Source organism: Marinobacter iranensis, assembly GCF_029207565.1.
Taxonomy (GTDB): Bacteria; Pseudomonadota; Gammaproteobacteria; order Pseudomonadales; family Oleiphilaceae; genus Marinobacter; species Marinobacter iranensis.
The window spans coordinates 175100-192376 of the sequence record NZ_JANCMW010000009.1 but is presented as its reverse complement, the minus strand read 5'-3'; the positions used below and the strand labels follow the sequence as shown (position 1 = coordinate 192376).

Below are 17277 nucleotides of genomic sequence, written 5' to 3'. Positions count from 1 at the left end.
TCCTAGCCTTCGGCTCTGCGAACACCTGGCAGGAGGACTTTCACCTCCCTAGTTCTGTGCCATGCCCGGCACACACGCAAAGCTAAGCGGCGGCCCGTCAGGGACGTCCGGTGGACGGCCGTTAGGCCGGGAACGTACTTGAGCGATTTGTTACACATTGACTGAGTACTTGAGGTCACGTGCCTCGTCTCCAGTCATGCCCCGAAATCCCCAACAATGGGCAGGTTGCTCCTTAATTGTCACTTCCATATCCACAGGAGATATGCCAACCACAGACTCAATCTTGTCGAAAAGCTCCTTGATCAGAGCTTTTTGGGTATCGGGAGCCCGCCCCTGCATCATGTTGATCTCGATGGCAGTGTAGGCTGGAGTTCTGCCACCTGGGTAATAAAAATCCTCGGCATCCATCGGGATAAAACGATGAGCCCGCCTGCGTGACCAGGTGCGCGCGGTCATTCGGGTGAATCATTACAGCATCCGTACTGAAAAGACTTACTGGTACTGGATTCGCTATTTCATACGCTTTCACGAAATGAAGCATCCCCTGACAATGGGGCCGCGGGACGTTAATGAGTTTCTCACGTGGCTAGCAGTGCATCGCAATGTTGCTGCAGCAACACAGACTCAGGCCCTGAATTCTCTGGTATTTTTATATGACAAGGTCCTGGATAAGCCGCTGGGCGATGTCGGTACAGTCATTCGCTCAAAAAAGCCCCGAAGAGGGGACAAACACGTGACGGTTTTCATCCTGCGCTGGAGGCTGATCCTCCAGGGGCGTAGCGGCAAGGAGGAGCCTTGCCGTTTCTACACCGGGTAGGATTATCTGATCTTCCTACCGAGGCCAGCCTCATGAACAAACCTATCGTGATTATCGGCGGCACGTCGCTGGATACCATTATCCAACTTGATTCCCTACCACAGCCCGTCCCGCGGACGATCTGGCCCAATGAGAGCTACAGAGCCGTGGGTAGCACAGGTGCCGGCAAGGCGCTGAACCTGTCTGCCCTGGGACGTCGGGTAATACTGCACACACTTCTCGGGCGGGACACGGAGGCGAGCCTGGTTCGCACCGCGCTTGACCACCCGGACATCAAGTTGTTGGTTGAAACAACCGACACCCCAACCGAGCAGCATGTGAACCTGATGGATCCTCACGGCGGCCGGGTTTCGCTGTTCGTTCAGCCGCCCGCAGAGCCGGTAGCGGTTGACTGGGCACCTACCATCTCCGCCATGGAGGACTGTGCGCTGGTGGTGGTCAATATTCTGGGCTATGCGAAGCCGGCTTTGGCACTGGCCAGGAACGCGGCCAAACCGGTGTGGACAGACCTGCACGATTACGACGGCCATAATCCCCACCATCAGCCCTTTATCGATGCTGCCGATGTGATTTTCCTGTCCAGTGACAACCTGCCGGACTATCGCGACTTTATGGAAAGGGTGATCGACAACGGCAAGGAGTTGGTGGTTTGCACCCACGGCAGTGCCGGCGCCACGCTGTTGAGCAGGGACGGGGAATGGCTGGAACAGCCAGCGTTTCCGGTCAGTCAGGTAAAAGATACCAACGGCGCCGGGGATGCGTTCTTCAGTGGCTTTCTGTGTGGTTACCTTGAAGGCGAGAACCTGCAAACGTGCCTGCAACTCGGGGCCGCCTGCGGTGCACTCTGCGTTACCTCGCGGTCACTGGCGGTGGAAAACCTGAGCCTTCAGTGGCTTCAAGACCATTTGCGCACCGGCGGCTGGTAGTTTTTCAGGGCGGTTACCAGTGCGTCGGGCTGTTGTTCCACAATCACCATGTCGGCGTACTCCGGTTTCAGGAACCCGGCACCGGACATCTTGCGGATAAAGGCCAGGAGTTCATCGTAGTAGCCGTCGACGTTGTAGAAGGCGCAGGGTTTGTTGTGGTAACCAAGCTGGCCCCAGGTCCAGGCTTCGAAGATTTCATCCATGGTGCCCGGCCCACCGGGCAGTGCCACGAAGGCATCGGCCATGTCCGCCATCAGTGCCTTGCGCTCGTGCATCGAGCCCACCACATCCAGCCGGGTCAGGCCCTGGTGGGCGAGTTCGCGGTCGCGCAGGGATTCGGGGATTACCCCGTAGACCTCACCGTCACCAGCCAGTACCGCATCGGCAACCACGCCCATCAGGCCTACCTTGCCGCCGCCAAATACCAGGCCCATGCCCAGGCTTGCCATATACTGCCCGAACGCTCTGGCGGCGTCGGCATAACGTTCGTCATTGCCCCGGCTGGAGCCACAGAAAACAGCGATTTTCATGACGGATTCCTGTATCAGGGTTCGTGGTTTGATCTAATGGATAATATACTGTCAGACGCCGGCCAGGGACTCAAAAGCTGCCTGATTCACTGATTTCAACAAGGGCTCCGTTCCCATGAAGACCGTATTTTCACCACTGCACAACCGCCGCACGGCGATGACTGAGCTGGACGGCGGCATTCTGATCGAGCCCCACGAAAAGCCGTCACGGGCGGAAACCATACTGGGCCGGGTCAAACAGGAACAATTGGGAGAGGTGCTGCCACCCCGGGATTTTGGCCTGGCCCCGGTGCTCCGGGTGCATACTCGAGACTACGTGGACTTCCTCAAGACAAGCTGGGCGGACTGGACCGCCGAGGGCAAACCCGGAGAGGCCATTCCCGCGGTCTGGCCCGGCCGCGGCATGCGACACCGGGTGCCGAAAGACATTGATGGCCGCCTGGGCTACTACAGCTTTGCCGCCGAAACCTCCATCACCGAAGGCACCTGGGACGCCGCCTGTGCCTCTGCAAACGTCGCGCTCACCGCACAGGCACTGGTGGCCAACGGTGAAGCGGCCGCCTTTGCGCTGTGCCGCCCACCGGGTCACCACGCCCACGCTGACCTGTTCGGTGGTTACTGTTTCTTCAACAACGCCGCGCTGTCCGCCCAGGCCTTTCGCGACCAGGGCGCCAGACGCGTGGCGATACTGGACGTGGACTTCCATCATGGCAACGGCACCCAGGCCATTTTCTACCAGCGCGACGACGTCATGACCATCAGCCTGCACGGCGACCCGGACCTGGTGTTTCCCCACTTCCTGGGGTTTGAGGATGAGACTGGGGACGGCGCCGGCGAGGGCTTCAACCTGAACATCGTCTATCCGCCCGGTACGCCCTTTTCCATCTGGCGCGAGGGGCTGGAAACCGCCTGTGCCAGGATAGAAGCCTATCAACCAGACGCCCTGGTGATCGCCCTGGGTGTGGACACCTTTGAGGATGATCCGATTTCTTTCTTCAAGCTGACATCAGCGGATTACCTGCTGATGGGGGAACGGATTGGGAAACTGAACCTGCCCACCCTGTTTACCATGGAAGGTGGGTACGATGTGGACGCCATCGGCGTGAACGTGGTGAACGTGCTGAAGGGCTTTGAACGCACCCGGCTATGAACCGGGCTCGTTCAGTTTGGCGAAAGCCTCGGGGTAACGGCGTTTCATCCGGGCAAGCCGGAAGATGGTGATGAAATTGGTGACCACTACCATGCCCTCCGCCAGCGTGCCGCCCACTGAGCCTATGAGTATGTTGTTCAGCATCCAGCAAACGGCTGCCGCTGCCAGCGTCAGCCGCATGGGAATGCCACGCAACATGAACATGCCCACGGTGCCGAACATAGCGGCAGCAATGGCGAAAAAGTCTACCGGGCTACGCCAGGTCAGCGCGGCCGCCATCAGGTTCACTGCCAGCACCGCCAGCATCACCTGCCAGTTGCCAAGGTAGCGACGGGCCAGAATGATGCGGCCGATCACCAGCAAACTCAACACCGCCGCCGTCCAGCTGCCAAACAGGGCGAACTGCAGGGCGAAGGCCACGTTTGCGGAAATCAGCAGCACCATCAGGCGATCATCCCGCTTGCTGGCAAAGCCAACAATGCAGAAACCCAGTGCAACCAGGCTGACCACCTGGCCCGCCATGTCGGTATAGCTCATGCCCTCAAGCATGATGAGCCGTCACGCTTGATGTGCAATGGTCAGAATGAATCCGGATCACCGCCTGCGATAATCCGGATCTGTCCAGCACAGGGGTAGGGATTCCCCGGACGGGAAGTTCAGGCCGGCCTTCTCGAATGCCTCTGGGTCCTGGGCCTCCTCACCGAAGTGCAGGCTGCCCTTGACCGTGGATTCATTGGGATCGAACAGCGCCTTGGTATCCAGTACCTCGATCATGTGACCTGTCGACTTTTCGGCGAGAAACATAAGGCCCTCCCGGGTTTCCCTGATGGTGTATGAAGCAATCTAGCTCGCTAACTCAATCTTCCTGAAGTCGAGTGTATTCTCTTTGGGTGAACCTTCAATGCCCATCACCTCGGAGCGACGCTTCATTACAATGTAGACGAAACAGCTGAAGTACAACGCGATAACCAGTGCACCCACCCATTGGATGCGCAGGAAATCCAGCTGGAACAGCATGGTCAGCCCACACATGGCAATCAGGTTGCCAAAGTAGTATTTACCCTGGCCCAGCCGTCTGGCGGTCAGGTTCAGGTTGTCGGTGTAGAGCCGGATCAGCGAATCCAGCGAGTTGATCACCATCAGTATGCCCACCGTGATCATCGCAATGTTGATAAATGCGGCAATCTCCAGGCCCTCGGCGTGGTAGTGGTACAGCACCGAGAACCAGGTGCCGATAGCGATGGACGGAAACACCAGCATGGCGATCATCAGCTGCCAGGTGCGCAGGCCGCTGACAAAGCGGGCGGTGAACTGGCCGATCATGATGCTCCAGGCGAACCACCAGAACAGGTAAAACTCGTGGTAGTCGTTCAGCGGCAACATGAAGTGGTGCAGGTTGGTGAAGTACTCACCAATCAGGCCTGCGGTGCCAAAAAAGTCCCCCACACTGCCGTTGCCGGTCAGGAAGGCACGGCCCCACATCACCGCAATCAACGCAATAAACAACCAGCTGGAACCCAGGCTGAGTATGCGCACGTATTTGATCTTACTGCTGGAATAGACCGCCGCCGCAATCGCTGCAAAGACGATCAGGTAGAAGGTGGGAACGACCGTTTCACCGTCACCGATTTCCGGAAGGTACCAGGGCAGGTTGACCAGCAACAGGAAGGCGGTAAAGGCACAGGTGCCGATGATCACCACGTTGTTAACCACTCTCACCAGCGGAATATCGAAAAACTTCACCCGCGGCTCAATCACGCAGAAATAGAAGCAGGTGAGGAAATAGAAGCCCCAGATCAGGAAGGCCCAGAAGCCAAACTCAATGGCCAGCGGGTTGGCGAAGCCGTATTCCGGGCTCTCTGCCAGGTTGCCGTAGCCGGCGAATTCCGTCAGCGGAAACATGATCAGGCCGACATCCAGGCCGGAGGTAAACAGGATGGCGATGAATGTGAAAGTGCGTACCGGCGTCACGCCGATGACTTTCAGGTCCCACCATTTAAACAGGATCAGCGCGATGGCCGCGAAGGTAAAAATCAGGCCTGTGGATAACCAGAGTGTCATACACACCTCCGGCTGCAGGGAATCGTTATTATATCGGACAACATGGGTGTTCCTCCTCTACTTTGAAGCACGTGTTCATTCGAATCGGACACAAACCCCCGCGTTGACGGGTCAACACTTAACTATCGCGCGCTCAGGACGGCGCGGTTACCGCAGCCGCAGCGGCGATAGGTAAGTCCTGATGGTTTGCATAACAACCGGCGGCCGTTGCACCGCCGGGGGTACCTCTCAGGCGATCTCGCGTCTGGCCCCTCCGGGGCGCTGGCGATCCTGCCATTGCTCATCCATTGCCACGGGGGCATCGGACGGATTCAGTGGCTCCAGGCCACGAATAAGGTCAGCGGCACGCTCCGCCACCATGATGGTGGGGGCATTGAGGTTGCCGTTGGGAATGGTGGGGAAGATGGACGAATCCACCACCCGCAGGCCGGTGAGGCCATGAACCCGGGTATCCGGGCCTACCACGGCCTGGTCGTCCACACCCATCTTGCAGGTGCAGGATGGGTGGTAGGCGCTTTCCACCGCCTGGCGGACAAAGGCGTCGATTTCCTCGTCGCTCTGCACGTGGTCACCGGGCTGGATTTCGGGCCCGCGGTACTTGTCCATGGCGGGCTGGTTAACAATCTCCCGGGTCAGGCGCACGCAGTCACGGAAACCTTCGCGGTCATCCTCGTGCTGCAGGTAATTGAACTGGATACGCGGCGGCTGGCGCGGGTCGTCTGACTGCACGTACACCGAACCCCGGCTCTTGGGTTTGTTGTGGCCAATATGCAGCTGGAAACCGTCACCATCGAAGGCTTCCTTGCCGTCATAGCGCATGGCCGCCGGCAGGAAGTGATACTGCAGGTCCGGCCACTCAACGCCCGCCTTGGAGCGGATAAACCCACAGGACTCGAAGTGGTTGGTGGCGCCCAGGCCGTCTTTCTTCAGCAGCCAGCGAACACCAATCTTGAGCTTGTTCCACCAGTCGAGCTTGCCATTCAGGGACACCGGCTGCGTGCAGCGGAACTGAAAGTAGAATTCCAGGTGGTCCTGCAGGTTGCCGCCGACACCGGGCAATTCATGGTTGACCGGGATATCCGCCTGTTCCAGCACTTCACGGTTGCCAATGCCGGAGAGCTGCAACAAATGGGGAGAGCCAATGGAACCGGCACACAGGAGCACTTCCTCCGAAGCGGTCACATCCACCAGCTTGCCGTCTTTTTCATAGCGCACGCCGGTGGCCTGTTTGCCCTCCAGCAGCACCTTATGAACCAGCGCGTGAGTCACCACGGTCAGGTTGTCGCGAGACATGGCGGGGCGCAGGTAGGCGTTGGCGGTGGACCAGCGGCGGCCATTCTTGACGGTCATGTGCATAGCGCCAAAGCCTTCCTGGCGCGCGCCGTTGTAATCCTCCGTGGCGAAATAACCGGCATCCACACCCGCATCCACAAAGGCCTTGTAGAGCGGGTTTTGCATGTTGTTGCCGTTGTTTACGCCCAGCGGGCCCTGGTCGCCCCGGTACTCATCACCACCAAAGGCCCAGGTTTCCGCCTTCTTGAAATAGGGCAGGCAGTGGCGATAGTCCCAGCCCTCGGCGCCCTGTTGCTGCCATTCGTCGAAATCACGGGCGTGGCCGCGCACGTAGACCATACCGTTGATGGAGGAGGAACCGCCCAGCACCTTGCCCCGGGGGCAGTGCATGCGGCGGTTATCCAGGTAGGGTTCCGGCTCGGTCTCGAACTGCCAAGCGTATTTTTTGGTGTTCATGGGGATGGACAACGCCGTGGGCATCTGGATAAAAATGCTCTTGTCGCTGCCGCCGGTTTCCAGCAGCAGCACCCGGTGGCGGCCATCCTCGGTAAGCCGGTTGGCCAGCACACAGCCGGCAGACCCCGCCCCTACAATGATGTAATCGTAATTGGCTTCTTTCATACGCAACTCCAAGCTGCCCACTTAGAAAGGGCTGTCTATATCCTCCATTCCCACATACACCGCCTTCAGTTGGGTGTAGTGGTCGAGTGTGACGCGGCCGTTTTCACGGCCAACACCGGATAGCTTGTAGCCACCCACCGGCATTTCCGCCGGCGAGGCTCCGTAACTGTTGATCCAGCAAATGCCGGCCTGGATGCGGTGAATCACCCGGTGGGCACGGCGAATATCGTTGGTGAACACGCCGGCAGCCAGGCCGGTGTCGGTGTTGTTGGCCCGGTCGATCACTTCGTCTTCATCCGAGAAGATCAGCACCGACATCACCGGGCCGAAGATCTCCTCGCGACAGATGGTCATGTCGTCGGTGCAATCGGTGAAAATCGTGGGCTCCACGAAGTAACCACCGGGGGCAGACGCCGGTTTTGCGGCCTTGCCACCGTGGCTGAGGGTGGCGCCTTCGGCGACGCCCTTTTCGATATAGTCCAGTACCAATTGCTGATGCTTCCGAGAGATCAGTGCGCCGAAATTGATGTCCGGATCAGTCGGGTCACCCATGCGGATGTTGTTCAGGGTGCGCTCCAGCAACCGGTCCATGAACTCGGAATAGATGTCTTGATGGACAAACACACGGGTGCCATTGGTGCAGACCTCACCCTGGGTGTAGAAATTGCCCAGCATGGCGGCCGATACCGCGTTGTCGATATCCGCATCGTCGAAAATAATCAGCGGTGATTTACCACCCAACTCCATGGTGACGTCTTTCAGGGTAGAGGCCGCTGCCGTCATCACCTTCTTGCCGGTGCCCACTTCCCCGGTGAATGAGACCTTGGCGATGTCCGGATGGTGAGTCAGCCAGGCGCCTACGTCGCCCGCACCCTGAACCACGTTGAACACGCCAGCCGGTACGCCGGCTTCCGCGAAGATCTCCGCCAGCTTAAGGGCCCCCATGGGGGTTTCCTCCGAGGGCTTGAAGATCATGCTGTTGCCGGTCGCCAGGGCTGGGGCGGACTTCCAGCAGGCGATCTGCAACGGGTAGTTCCAGGCACCGATGCCGGCACAGACACCCAGCGGTTCACGACGGGTGTAGTAGAAGTCGCCACCCAAATCCTGCTGGTTGCCTTCAACCGAGGCAGCCAGGCCAGCAAAGAATTCAAGCGTGTCAGCACCGGTTACCACATCCACCACCTGGGCTTCCTGCCAGGGTTTGCCGGTGTCCTTCACTTCCAGTGCCGCCAGTTCATCGTTGCGCTCCCGCAGCAACGCCACGGCACGCTGCAGGATACGGCCGCGCTGGGCGCCGGTCATGGCGGACCAGACCTTGAAACCAGCCTTGGCGCTTTCCATAGCGGCCTTTTGGACGGCTTCATCGGCGATTTCCATTTCATAGATCACCTGGCCCGTGGCCGGGTTAACCACCGGGAAGGTTTCGCCGGAGGTGTTGGCCATGGGTTGGCCGTTGATGAAGTTCTGATAACGGGGCAATGCTGTCATGGGGTTCAAACCTGAGCTGGTGAATTCGTTGTCTGATTAAGCGTCGACGGGTTGAGCGCGTTCAATGCGAATCGCTTACACAGCGTTTCCGCGGCGGCAAAGCCTTCCTGTGGGTCCGTGCCCAAAGCACTGCGCAGCCAGAATCCGTCAATCATCGCGGCCATCTGGCGGGCGGCTTCGGTGGCGGCCTGTTTCGGCAGGCGCTGGGCGAAGGAATACCGCAGGTTGCTGTACAGCCGGGCATTGTTGATCTGCTGCAGGCGCTGTAAACCGGGCTCGTGCATGGAGCGGGCCCAGAAGCTGAGCCAGGTTTTTGCCGCCAGGTCGGTGCGCTGGAACTCGGAAAAGTTGGCTTCCACGATGCACTGCAGGCGCTGCTCCGGAGAGCCGTCCGTGCGCGCCATCCGTTCTCGTAGTTCCTTGCCAAGCTGGTCCAGCAGATAACGCAATGCCGCCTCGATCAGCCCCTGCTTGCCACCGAAGTAGTGGCTGATGATGCCGGATGACATACCGGCACGGCGGCTGATGGAGATGATGGTGGTGTTCTGCAGGCCCAACTCGGCAATGGACGCCATGGTGGCATCGATCAGTTGCTGCTTTCGGGTGTCTTTTACTCCAACAATCGGCATCGCGTTCTGGACTCGACCTTTATTAATTGAACGTTCAATTAAAATAAAGTGTACAGAAAGTAATCGGCCTGTTCAACCCGATCTGGTTGGCCTGAGCATGCCCATAAAAAAGCCCCGCTATCCGGAAACCGGACGGCGGGGCTGGAAAACACGAACTGGTTAGGGGTCAGCCGTGTGTGAACCTGATATCAGGCGGAGGTTCAGGCCGCCTCTTCGTCGCTCTCATCAACGGAGTTTCGAATCAGGAAATCGAACGCGCTCAGGGCAGCCTTGGAGCCTTCGCCCATGGAGATCACGATCTGCTTGTAGGGCACGGTGGTAACGTCACCCGCGGAAAAGACGCCCGGAATGGAGGTTTCGCCGCGCTCGTCGACGATGATCTCACCGTGTTGGCTCAGTTCGATGTCTCCCTTCAGCCACTCGGTGTTCGGAATCAGGCCGATCTGGACGAACACGCCTTCCAGCGACACATGATGGCTTTCTCCGGTAGTGCGGTCGGTGTACTGCAGCCCGTTCACCTTGCCACCCTCACCGGTTACTTCAGTGGTCTGGGCGGAGGTCAGTATCTCGACGTTCTTCAGGCTGCGAAGTTTCTTCTGCAACACGTCGTCCGCTTTCATTTCGGAAGCGAATTCCAGCAGGGTCACGTGGCCGACGATGCCAGCCAGGTCGATGGCCGCTTCCACGCCGGAGTTGCCTCCGCCGACAACCGCCACGCGCTTGCCCTTGAACAGCGGGCCGTCACAGTGCGGGCAGTAGGCCACGCCCTTGTTGCGATATTCCTCTTCACCGGGCACGCCCAACTGGCGCCAGCGGGCACCGGTGGACAGGACGACAGTGCGGCCTTTCAGGGAAGCGCCATTGGCCAGGCGCACTTCGTGCAGACCACCCTTGCGGGCCGCCGGGATCAGCTTCTCGGCACGCTGCAGGTTCATGATGTCCACATCGTATTCCTTGACGTGCTGCTCCATGGCCGCCACCAGCTTGGGGCCTTCGGTGTAGGGCACGGAAATCAGGTTCTCGATGCCCATGGTGTCTGCCACCTGGCCACCAAAACGCTCAGCGGCGATACCGGTGGAAATGCCCTTGCGCGCCGCATAGATGGCAGCGGAAGAACCGGCCGGGCCACCGCCGATCACCAGCACCTCGAACGGGTCCTTGTGCTTGAGCTTCTCGGCTTCGCGGGCTTCAGCGCCAGTGTCCACCTTGGCGATGATCTGCTCCAGGGTCATGCGACCTTGGCCGAACGGCTTGCCGTTGAGATAAACGCTGGGCACGGCCATGACTTCACGCTGCTCCACCTCATCCTGGAACAGGGCACCGTCGATGGCGGTGTGTTTGATCTTCGGGTTGAGAACGCTCATCAGGTTCAGGGCCTGGACCACATCCGGGCAGTTCTGGCACGACAGGGAGAAGTAGGTTTCAAACTCGAACTCGCCGTCCAGGTCTTTCACCTGATCAATCACTTCCTGGCTGGCCTTGGGCGGGTGGCCACCCACCTGCAGCAGCGCCAATACCAGGGAGGTGAACTCGTGGCCCATGGGAATACCAGCAAAGCGCACGCCGATGTCGCTGCCGATTCGATTGATGGCGAACGAGGGGCGGCGCACATTCCGGGATTCTTCCGTGCGCTGGCTGATCTTGTCCGACATAGGCTCGATCTCGTCCAGCAACTGCTTCAGCTCCTGGGATTTGTCGCTGTCGTCATAGGCCGCAACCAGCTCGATCGGCTGCTGCAGCTTTTCCATGTAGGCTTTCAACTGCTCCTTGATACTGGCATCCAACATGCTCTCTGTTCCCCTTTTGATATCGTAAAACTGAATGTGCGAACTCAGGTTGAGTCGTGAATCGAATATATGAGAACGATACGGACTGGCCAGGAAGAGCTCAAATTAATTGATCTAAAGTATTTGATAGGCCTTTGCTATTCGATTCGATAAATCAACCGGATAGAAACAACTAAGGCCCGCGGAGCGGGCCTTAGTACAAGTTTCACTGTGAAAGGAAACTTAGATCTTGCCAACCAGGTCCAGTGACGGAGTCAGGGTCGCTTCGCCTTCTTTCCACTTGGCCGGGCACACTTCGCCAGGATGGTTGCGAACGTACTGGGCTGCTTTTACCTTGCGCAGCAGGTCGTCCGCGTCACGGCCGATACCTTCGGCAGTGATTTCCATTGCCTGGATAACGCCATCCGGGTCGATCAGGAAGGTAGCGCGGTCTGCCAGGCCCTGGCCTTCACGCATCACACCGAAGTTGTTGGTGATGGTGCCGTTCTGGTCGCCGACCATGAAGTAGTTGATCTTGCCGATGGTCTCGGAGCTGCTGTGCCACGCCTTGTGAGTGAAGTGAGTGTCGGTGGACACGGAGAACACTTCCACGCCCAGCTTCTGCAGTTCTTCGTACTTGTCGGCAACGTCGCCCAGTTCAGTCGGACATACGAAAGTGAAGTCCGCCGGGTAGAAGAAAAAGACAGACCATTTGCCTTTTACGTCGGCTTCGGAAATCTCAACGAACTCACCCTGTTTGAAGGCGGTTGCGTTGAACGGCTTAATTTCACTGTTAATCATACCCATAAGAGAAGTCTCCAGTTGGTTAATTTAGGCATTGGCTAACTTGAGCGAACCAATATATTGATTCGATCAAAGACATTCAAATTGATTGTTTTTAGTTGTTCGATAGGGAACAGCTATTTTATTTTTAGGAAGGTAATAGGAAAAGACTAATCCGTGTTATCGGGCTCGAAGGCGCCCTTGTGAAATTCTATCGCGGTGTCCACTTCCTCCATGCCGCAGACCCTTGGCTCCGTCAACGCGCCACCGGCCAGCGCCTGGAGCACCGCGTGTACGCCATGAGACAATGATTCGGTATTGTAACCCCCCTCCAGGACCATGGCCAGCCGGCCATTGCAGTGTTTGTCCGCGATTTGCTGCACAATCCCTGTCATGGCCGCAAAGCCATCGTAGGACACATTGAGCGCCAGGTCGAACCAGTGTGCGTCAAAACCTGCGGAGACCAATATCAGGTCCGGCTTGAAGTAGTCGGCAGCCGGTACCAGGATCTCACGCATGGCCTTCAGATAGGCCACATCACCAGCGCCACCGGGCATAGGCACATTAATGGTGGTGCCCTCGCCCAGGCCGGCACCTATGTCTGTTAATGCACCACTGCCGGGGTAGAATGGCGCCGCCCGATGAATATCGAAAAACATGGTGTCCGGGTCAGCCCAGAAGATGTCCTGGGTGCCGTTGCCGTGGTGGGCATCCCAGTCGACGATCAACACCCGTTTGCAGCCCAGTTCCGCCTGCGCATGGGCTGCGGCAACAGCGACGTTATTGAACAGGCAGAACCCCCGCGCCCGTACTGGCTCGGCATGGTGCCCTGGCGGCCTGACCACCGCAAAGGCGCTGCCAGTGCGGCCCTCGACCACCGCTTCCACGGCGGCGATGGCTGTGCCGGCCGCCACTTCGGCGGCTTCGACACTGCCCGGCGAAACCGCCGTGGTATCCACATCCAGCCAAGCGCTTTCATTTCGCAGGGAGAAAATGTCATCCAGGAAGGAGGTGGTGTGAACCCGGCTCAACTGGTCCAGCGTGGCCGCCTTGCCAGCCTCGATCCGCACACCGGGGATCGGTTCCCGCGCCAGCAGTTCCATGATGGCGGTAATGCGGCCAGGATGCTCCGGGTACTTCCACTGCACGTTGAGCCCCGAGAGAATCGACCGCACCCGCTTGTCCAGGCGGCCAGGTAAAAAATTCATGTTGGTATCGGGATGGTGAGCCAACACCCGCTCATCGTAAAAGACAGTGACGTCCCTTTGCTGTACCAAGGCTATGCCCTCCTCGCTGGAGCTCTACGACAATCATAGCCTTATCGGGGCAAATCACAACGCCGCTTACCAGCTCATCTCACCAAGCGTAACTTTGGCGCCTAACTCCAGGGCAATGTCCAGGCCGGCCGCGGGGTAGAGCTCTTCCATTCTCTCGATAAGGGTATCGGATTGTTGATGGTCCACCAGTTCGCGATTAAAGGTGGTCAGGTAGTCGCGGGTGAAATTAACGGCCGAAATGTCTGTGGCCGCTGCTGGCATGGCGTGGCCCGCCACCACAACTTCCGGTTCCAGGGCGCTGATGCGGTCAACGATATCCAGCCATTCCTGGCGCTCCTCAGTGGTGGCTGAATCCGCCAACCACAGGTGTACATCGTTGTAGAGCACCACACCCCCTACCACAGCCTTGAGGCTTGGAATCCACACAAAACTGCGCTCTGGTGACGGCCCGTCCAGGCCTTTTACTTCCAGCACCTTGCCGTCGACAGTCAGCGTATCGCCCGGCAACGGTTCGGGCATCACCAGGGCTTCCGGTGCGTTGGCCCCCAGTTTCGGCCCCCAGTACGCCAGCTTTTGCTCACTGGTTTTGCGGATATGCGCCAGTGTCGGCTCGGATGCGTAGATCGCCACATCCGGAAACGCCTCCTGAATGGTTTCCAGGCCGAAGTAGTAGTCTGGATCCCCGTGGCTGATGTAGATCGCAGTCAGGGTCTTGCCGCTATCAAGAATCCTGGCCACCAGCCTGTGGGCGTTGGCGCGCGTGAACTGGGCGTCAATCAGGACCGCCTCGGTTTCACCACTGACCAGTACCGAGCCCGCGTAAAAGCTGTTTTCATCGGCCCTGAGGACATCCAGGTCCAGCGCCTGCGCCAGAGTACCTGCACTGCTGACCAACAGGGAAAAGCCCAGAATGAATGATTTCAACATGATCACTGCTCCTTTGTTTGATGAGGGAACAGTGTAGGAGTGCTATCTTATGCAATACATACATTATTTAGCATACAAAACATGAACAGCATTGATTATTTGGCCCTCGACGGCCGTTTGCTTCGCCAGTTCCTGGCGGTGTACGACACCGGTTCCGTGACGGCAGCAGCGGACAGCCTGGGCCTTACCCAATCCAATATCAGTCATAACCTGGAGCGCCTGAACCAGCTGACCGGAAGCCGCCTGTTCACCCGCCGTGGCCGGGGTATTGTCGCCACAGAGCAAGGCCATACCCTGGCCCCGAGGGCGCGCCGGATTCTGCAGGAGCTGGCCGAGATCGCCACGCAACCCGACTACCGTCCTGCAGAAGACACAGGCCGCTTCGTCATTGCCTGCAACGACTATGAAAGGGAAGTGCTGGTAAAGCCGTTGCTGACCGTGCTGCAGAAAGCAGCTCCCCGTTGCCAGTTGCAGTTGCTGCCACTGGGAAGCCGGGACGACATTCTTCCGGCGCTGCATCGCCATCAGGTGGACCTGGTGCTTTCCCCTCTATTGACCCGGGATACCAGCGAACTGCATCAGCAACGCCTGTTCAGCGACGAAATGGTGTGTTTCTTCCAGCACGGACAGCCCAGGCCCGACAGCCTCGAACGTTACCTGCGCGCCCGGCACATCCGGGTGGGATTCAGCGCCAACGGCCACAGCGACATCGACAGTTACCTGGCAAGCCGCAAACTCCAGCGGGACACCGCACTGATCGTTGCCAGCTTTGATGCGGTTGCCAGCCTGATGTCACAGGCGCCTCTGGTTGCCACACTGCCTGCGAGGCTAAGCAACAACCTGCTCAGCGGGTTCGATCACTGCCCCTCACCAATACCTTTGCCAGAGCTGGAGATCCACCAGCTCTGGCACCAGCAGCATCATTCCTCAGCCAGACATCGTTGGTTGCGCAGCCAGGTCAGACAACTGGCAGAAAATCCATGAGGTAGCGGTAGCAATGTAGGACGCGCTGGCGGCATCCGCCACGCTCAGCCACACCAGATGCCTCAGCAGTGGGAACAGAATCAGGGGAATCGCAAATTCCAGCGCAGGTTCAGGTTAACCATCCTGAGGATCACTCATCGGCTTTTGGAGGCGACCACAAGGGCACCTCCTCACGACTGGGAGGCTGCCAGTCCTGCTGCATGACGTGGCTGAGAGTGTCTTCCAGCTTCATGAACAATTCGCTGTAACGGGGGCTGAAACGGATGCCCTCTTCAATGTCTTTCCAGGCTTCAAAGAGCTCGTCTTCATGGGCTTTTTCATTGTTGATAAAGGCCCAGGTCATCTGCCTCGCCCGCAACGGGTGCACACCAAATGCAGTCAGGGCATGGCCGCCCAGCTCCAGGGCGGAATGGTAGGTTTCGCTGACCACATCATCGGCGCCGGCCTGGCGCAAATCATAGCCGTGGCCCCGGTCGTAGGCCCGCGCCAGCACCCAGACACCCGGATAGTGTTGCTTGACGTGCTGCACCAGCGCAACCGCCCGTTCCCGGTCGTCGATAGCCACTACCAGCAGGCGCGCATTGGCAATGCCCGCAGTTTCCAGCAGCCCCATGCGGCTGGCATCGCCAAAATAGCTCTTGATGTTGATCCGGCGCAGGTTTTCGATCTGATCCAGGGCCAGGTCCATAGCCACAATGGGAACCTTGCTGGCCCGCAGCAGCCGGCACACGATCTGCCCGAAGCGACCAACGCCGGCAATGATTACCGGGGCCTGTTCCTCGATGGTATCCGCTTCCCGCTGCTCATTCCGGGCCTCACGGTATCGCGGCAGAACCAGCCGGTCATAGGCGATGAACAATAACGGTGTGAGGAACATCGACAACGCCACCACCAGGGCCAGTACCTGGGCGATGTCCGCCGGGATAACCCGGTTTTGCATACTGTAGGTCAACAGCACAAAGCCGAATTCACCAGCCTGGGCCAGGCCCAGGGTAAACAGCCAGCCATCCCGGCCTCGCAACCCGAACAGCAACGCCAGAATCAACAGCACGGCGGCCTTCACCACAATCACCGCCAGCCCCAGGGCCAGAACCGTGCCCCACTGTGCCGCCAGCACCTCGAAATTGATACCCGCACCCACGGTGATAAAGAACAGCCCCAGCAGCAGCCCCTTGAAGGGTTCGATATTGGCCTCGAGTTCATGGCGGAATTCACTGTTAGCCAGCACCACACCCGCCAGGAAAGCTCCGAGGGCCGGCGACAGATTGACCACACTCATCAACGCGGCAATACCAATCACCAGCATCAGTGCCGTGGCGGTAAACACCTCGCGCATACCGGACTGCACCACGTAACGGAACAGCGGTCGACTGAGGTAATGACCACCAACGATCACCGTGGCCACCGCGCTGATCACGACCAGTGCGTGGGCCCAACCCGGCAGGTCTGCCACCAGGCTGAAACTGCTGTGGGAATCAACTTCGGACGCGCCAACCGCCGCCAGGCCGGTCACCGCCAGCAGGGGAATGACGGCCAGCATTGGAATAACGGCGATATCCTGGAACAACAACACAGAGAAGGTGCTACGGCCGCCCTCTGTCTTGCTGAGCCCCTTCTCATTGAGGGTTTGCAGGACAATGGCGGTGGATGACAGGGAAAAGATCAGGCCCACCGCAATGGTGGTTTGCCAGGGCAACCCCAACCACCAGGCGATGGCCATACCAGCGCCAGAGGTCAGCAGCACTTGCAGGCCACCCAGCCCCAACAGACGCACGCGCATGGCCCAGAGGGATTTCGGGTCCAGCTCCATACCCACCAGGAACAGCATCATCACCACGCCAAACTCGGCGAAGTGTTGGATGGTAGCGGTTTCCTGGCCTACCAGCCCGGTCACAGGCCCAATCACCACACCGGCCACCAGATACCCCAATACCGATCCCAATCCCAGGCGTTTCGCCAATGGCACCGCAATAACAGCGGCGGTCAGATAGATAAACGCCTGGATAAAGTATTCGGTCATTGCGG

At 58.8% G+C, this 17277-nt stretch carries 17 protein-coding genes; 4 read left to right on the top strand and 13 right to left on the bottom strand.

Annotation, left to right across the window (positions count from 1 at the left end; genetic code table 11):
* Window positions 1-150: 150 nt before the first annotated feature.
* A complete protein-coding gene (locus NLU14_RS14860; RefSeq protein WP_275707830.1) occupies window positions 151-456 on the bottom strand; it encodes a tautomerase family protein in 306 nt (101 codons plus the stop codon).
* Window positions 457-460: 4 nt separating this feature from the next.
* Here NLU14_RS14860 and NLU14_RS14855 point away from each other — a divergent pair, with 4 nt between their 5' ends.
* Both NLU14_RS14855 and NLU14_RS14850 read left to right on the top strand, forming a co-directional pair.
* Window positions 461-817 carry a phage integrase N-terminal SAM-like domain-containing protein gene (locus tag NLU14_RS14855; RefSeq protein ID WP_275707828.1) on the top strand — a complete coding sequence of 119 codons (357 nt, stop codon included), beginning with the start codon at window positions 461-463 and terminating at the stop codon, window positions 815-817.
* Window positions 818-849: 32 nt separating this feature from the next.
* A complete protein-coding gene (locus tag NLU14_RS14850; RefSeq protein WP_275707826.1) occupies window positions 850-1743 on the top strand; it encodes a carbohydrate kinase family protein in 894 nt (297 codons plus the stop codon).
* Here NLU14_RS14850 and NLU14_RS14845 read toward each other — a convergent pair.
* A complete protein-coding gene (locus NLU14_RS14845) occupies window positions 1713-2273 on the bottom strand; it encodes an LOG family protein (protein ID WP_275707824.1) in 561 nt (186 codons plus the stop codon). The genes NLU14_RS14850 and NLU14_RS14845 overlap by 31 nt on opposite strands.
* A gap of 115 nt (window positions 2274-2388) precedes the next feature.
* Here NLU14_RS14845 and NLU14_RS14840 point away from each other — a divergent pair, with 115 nt between their 5' ends.
* Complete coding sequence (locus NLU14_RS14840; RefSeq protein WP_275707822.1) at window positions 2389-3423, top strand: histone deacetylase family protein; 1035 nt, start codon at window positions 2389-2391, stop codon at window positions 3421-3423.
* On the opposite strand, the gene NLU14_RS14835 is transcribed toward NLU14_RS14840, so the two are convergent.
* The 10 genes from NLU14_RS14835 to NLU14_RS14790 form a co-directional block, all read right to left on the bottom strand.
* On the bottom strand, window positions 3418-3972 hold the full coding sequence (locus NLU14_RS14835) for a YgjV family protein (RefSeq protein ID WP_275707820.1): 555 nt from the start codon (window positions 3970-3972) through the stop codon (window positions 3418-3420). The two genes, NLU14_RS14840 and NLU14_RS14835, sit on opposite strands and share 6 nt — an antisense overlap.
* Before the next feature lie 45 nt (window positions 3973-4017).
* A complete protein-coding gene (locus NLU14_RS14830; protein ID WP_275707818.1) occupies window positions 4018-4227 on the bottom strand; it encodes an acetyltransferase in 210 nt (69 codons plus the stop codon).
* A gap of 39 nt (window positions 4228-4266) precedes the next feature.
* Window positions 4267-5484 (bottom strand): BCCT family transporter, encoded by a 1218-nt coding sequence (locus NLU14_RS14825; RefSeq protein WP_275707816.1) that lies wholly within the window; start codon window positions 5482-5484, stop codon window positions 4267-4269.
* A gap of 228 nt (window positions 5485-5712) precedes the next feature.
* Window positions 5713-7398, bottom strand: coding sequence for a choline dehydrogenase (betA, locus tag NLU14_RS14820; protein WP_275707815.1), 1686 nt, complete (start codon window positions 7396-7398; stop codon window positions 5713-5715).
* Window positions 7399-7419: 21 nt separating this feature from the next.
* On the bottom strand, window positions 7420-8886 hold the full coding sequence (betB, locus tag NLU14_RS14815) for a betaine-aldehyde dehydrogenase (protein ID WP_275707813.1): 1467 nt from the start codon (window positions 8884-8886) through the stop codon (window positions 7420-7422).
* A 5-nt stretch (window positions 8887-8891) separates the two neighbouring features.
* Window positions 8892-9515 carry a transcriptional regulator BetI gene (gene betI / locus NLU14_RS14810; protein ID WP_275707811.1) on the bottom strand — a complete coding sequence of 208 codons (624 nt, stop codon included), beginning with the start codon at window positions 9513-9515 and terminating at the stop codon, window positions 8892-8894.
* A 200-nt stretch (window positions 9516-9715) separates the two neighbouring features.
* Window positions 9716-11302, bottom strand: a complete 1587-nt coding sequence (gene ahpF / locus NLU14_RS14805; RefSeq protein WP_275707809.1) for an alkyl hydroperoxide reductase subunit F — start codon at window positions 11300-11302, stop codon at window positions 9716-9718.
* Between the two features lie 222 nt (window positions 11303-11524).
* Window positions 11525-12088: an alkyl hydroperoxide reductase subunit C gene (gene ahpC, locus NLU14_RS14800; RefSeq protein WP_275707807.1), complete on the bottom strand. Its 564-nt coding sequence runs from the start codon at window positions 12086-12088 to the stop codon at window positions 11525-11527.
* 146 nt (window positions 12089-12234) lie between these two features.
* On the bottom strand, window positions 12235-13341 hold the full coding sequence (locus NLU14_RS14795) for a histone deacetylase family protein (protein ID WP_275707805.1): 1107 nt from the start codon (window positions 13339-13341) through the stop codon (window positions 12235-12237).
* A 66-nt stretch (window positions 13342-13407) separates the two neighbouring features.
* A complete protein-coding gene (locus tag NLU14_RS14790) occupies window positions 13408-14268 on the bottom strand; it encodes an MBL fold metallo-hydrolase (protein ID WP_275707803.1) in 861 nt (286 codons plus the stop codon).
* Window positions 14269-14349: 81 nt separating this feature from the next.
* Between NLU14_RS14790 and NLU14_RS14785 the strand changes: the two genes are divergently transcribed.
* Window positions 14350-15252 carry a LysR family transcriptional regulator gene (locus NLU14_RS14785; protein ID WP_275707801.1) on the top strand — a complete coding sequence of 301 codons (903 nt, stop codon included), beginning with the start codon at window positions 14350-14352 and terminating at the stop codon, window positions 15250-15252.
* A 130-nt stretch (window positions 15253-15382) separates the two neighbouring features.
* Here NLU14_RS14785 and NLU14_RS14780 read toward each other — a convergent pair whose 3' ends face one another.
* Window positions 15383-17272, bottom strand: a complete 1890-nt coding sequence (locus NLU14_RS14780) for a monovalent cation:proton antiporter-2 (CPA2) family protein (protein ID WP_275707799.1) — start codon at window positions 17270-17272, stop codon at window positions 15383-15385.
* Between the last annotated feature and the right edge of the window lie 5 nt (window positions 17273-17277).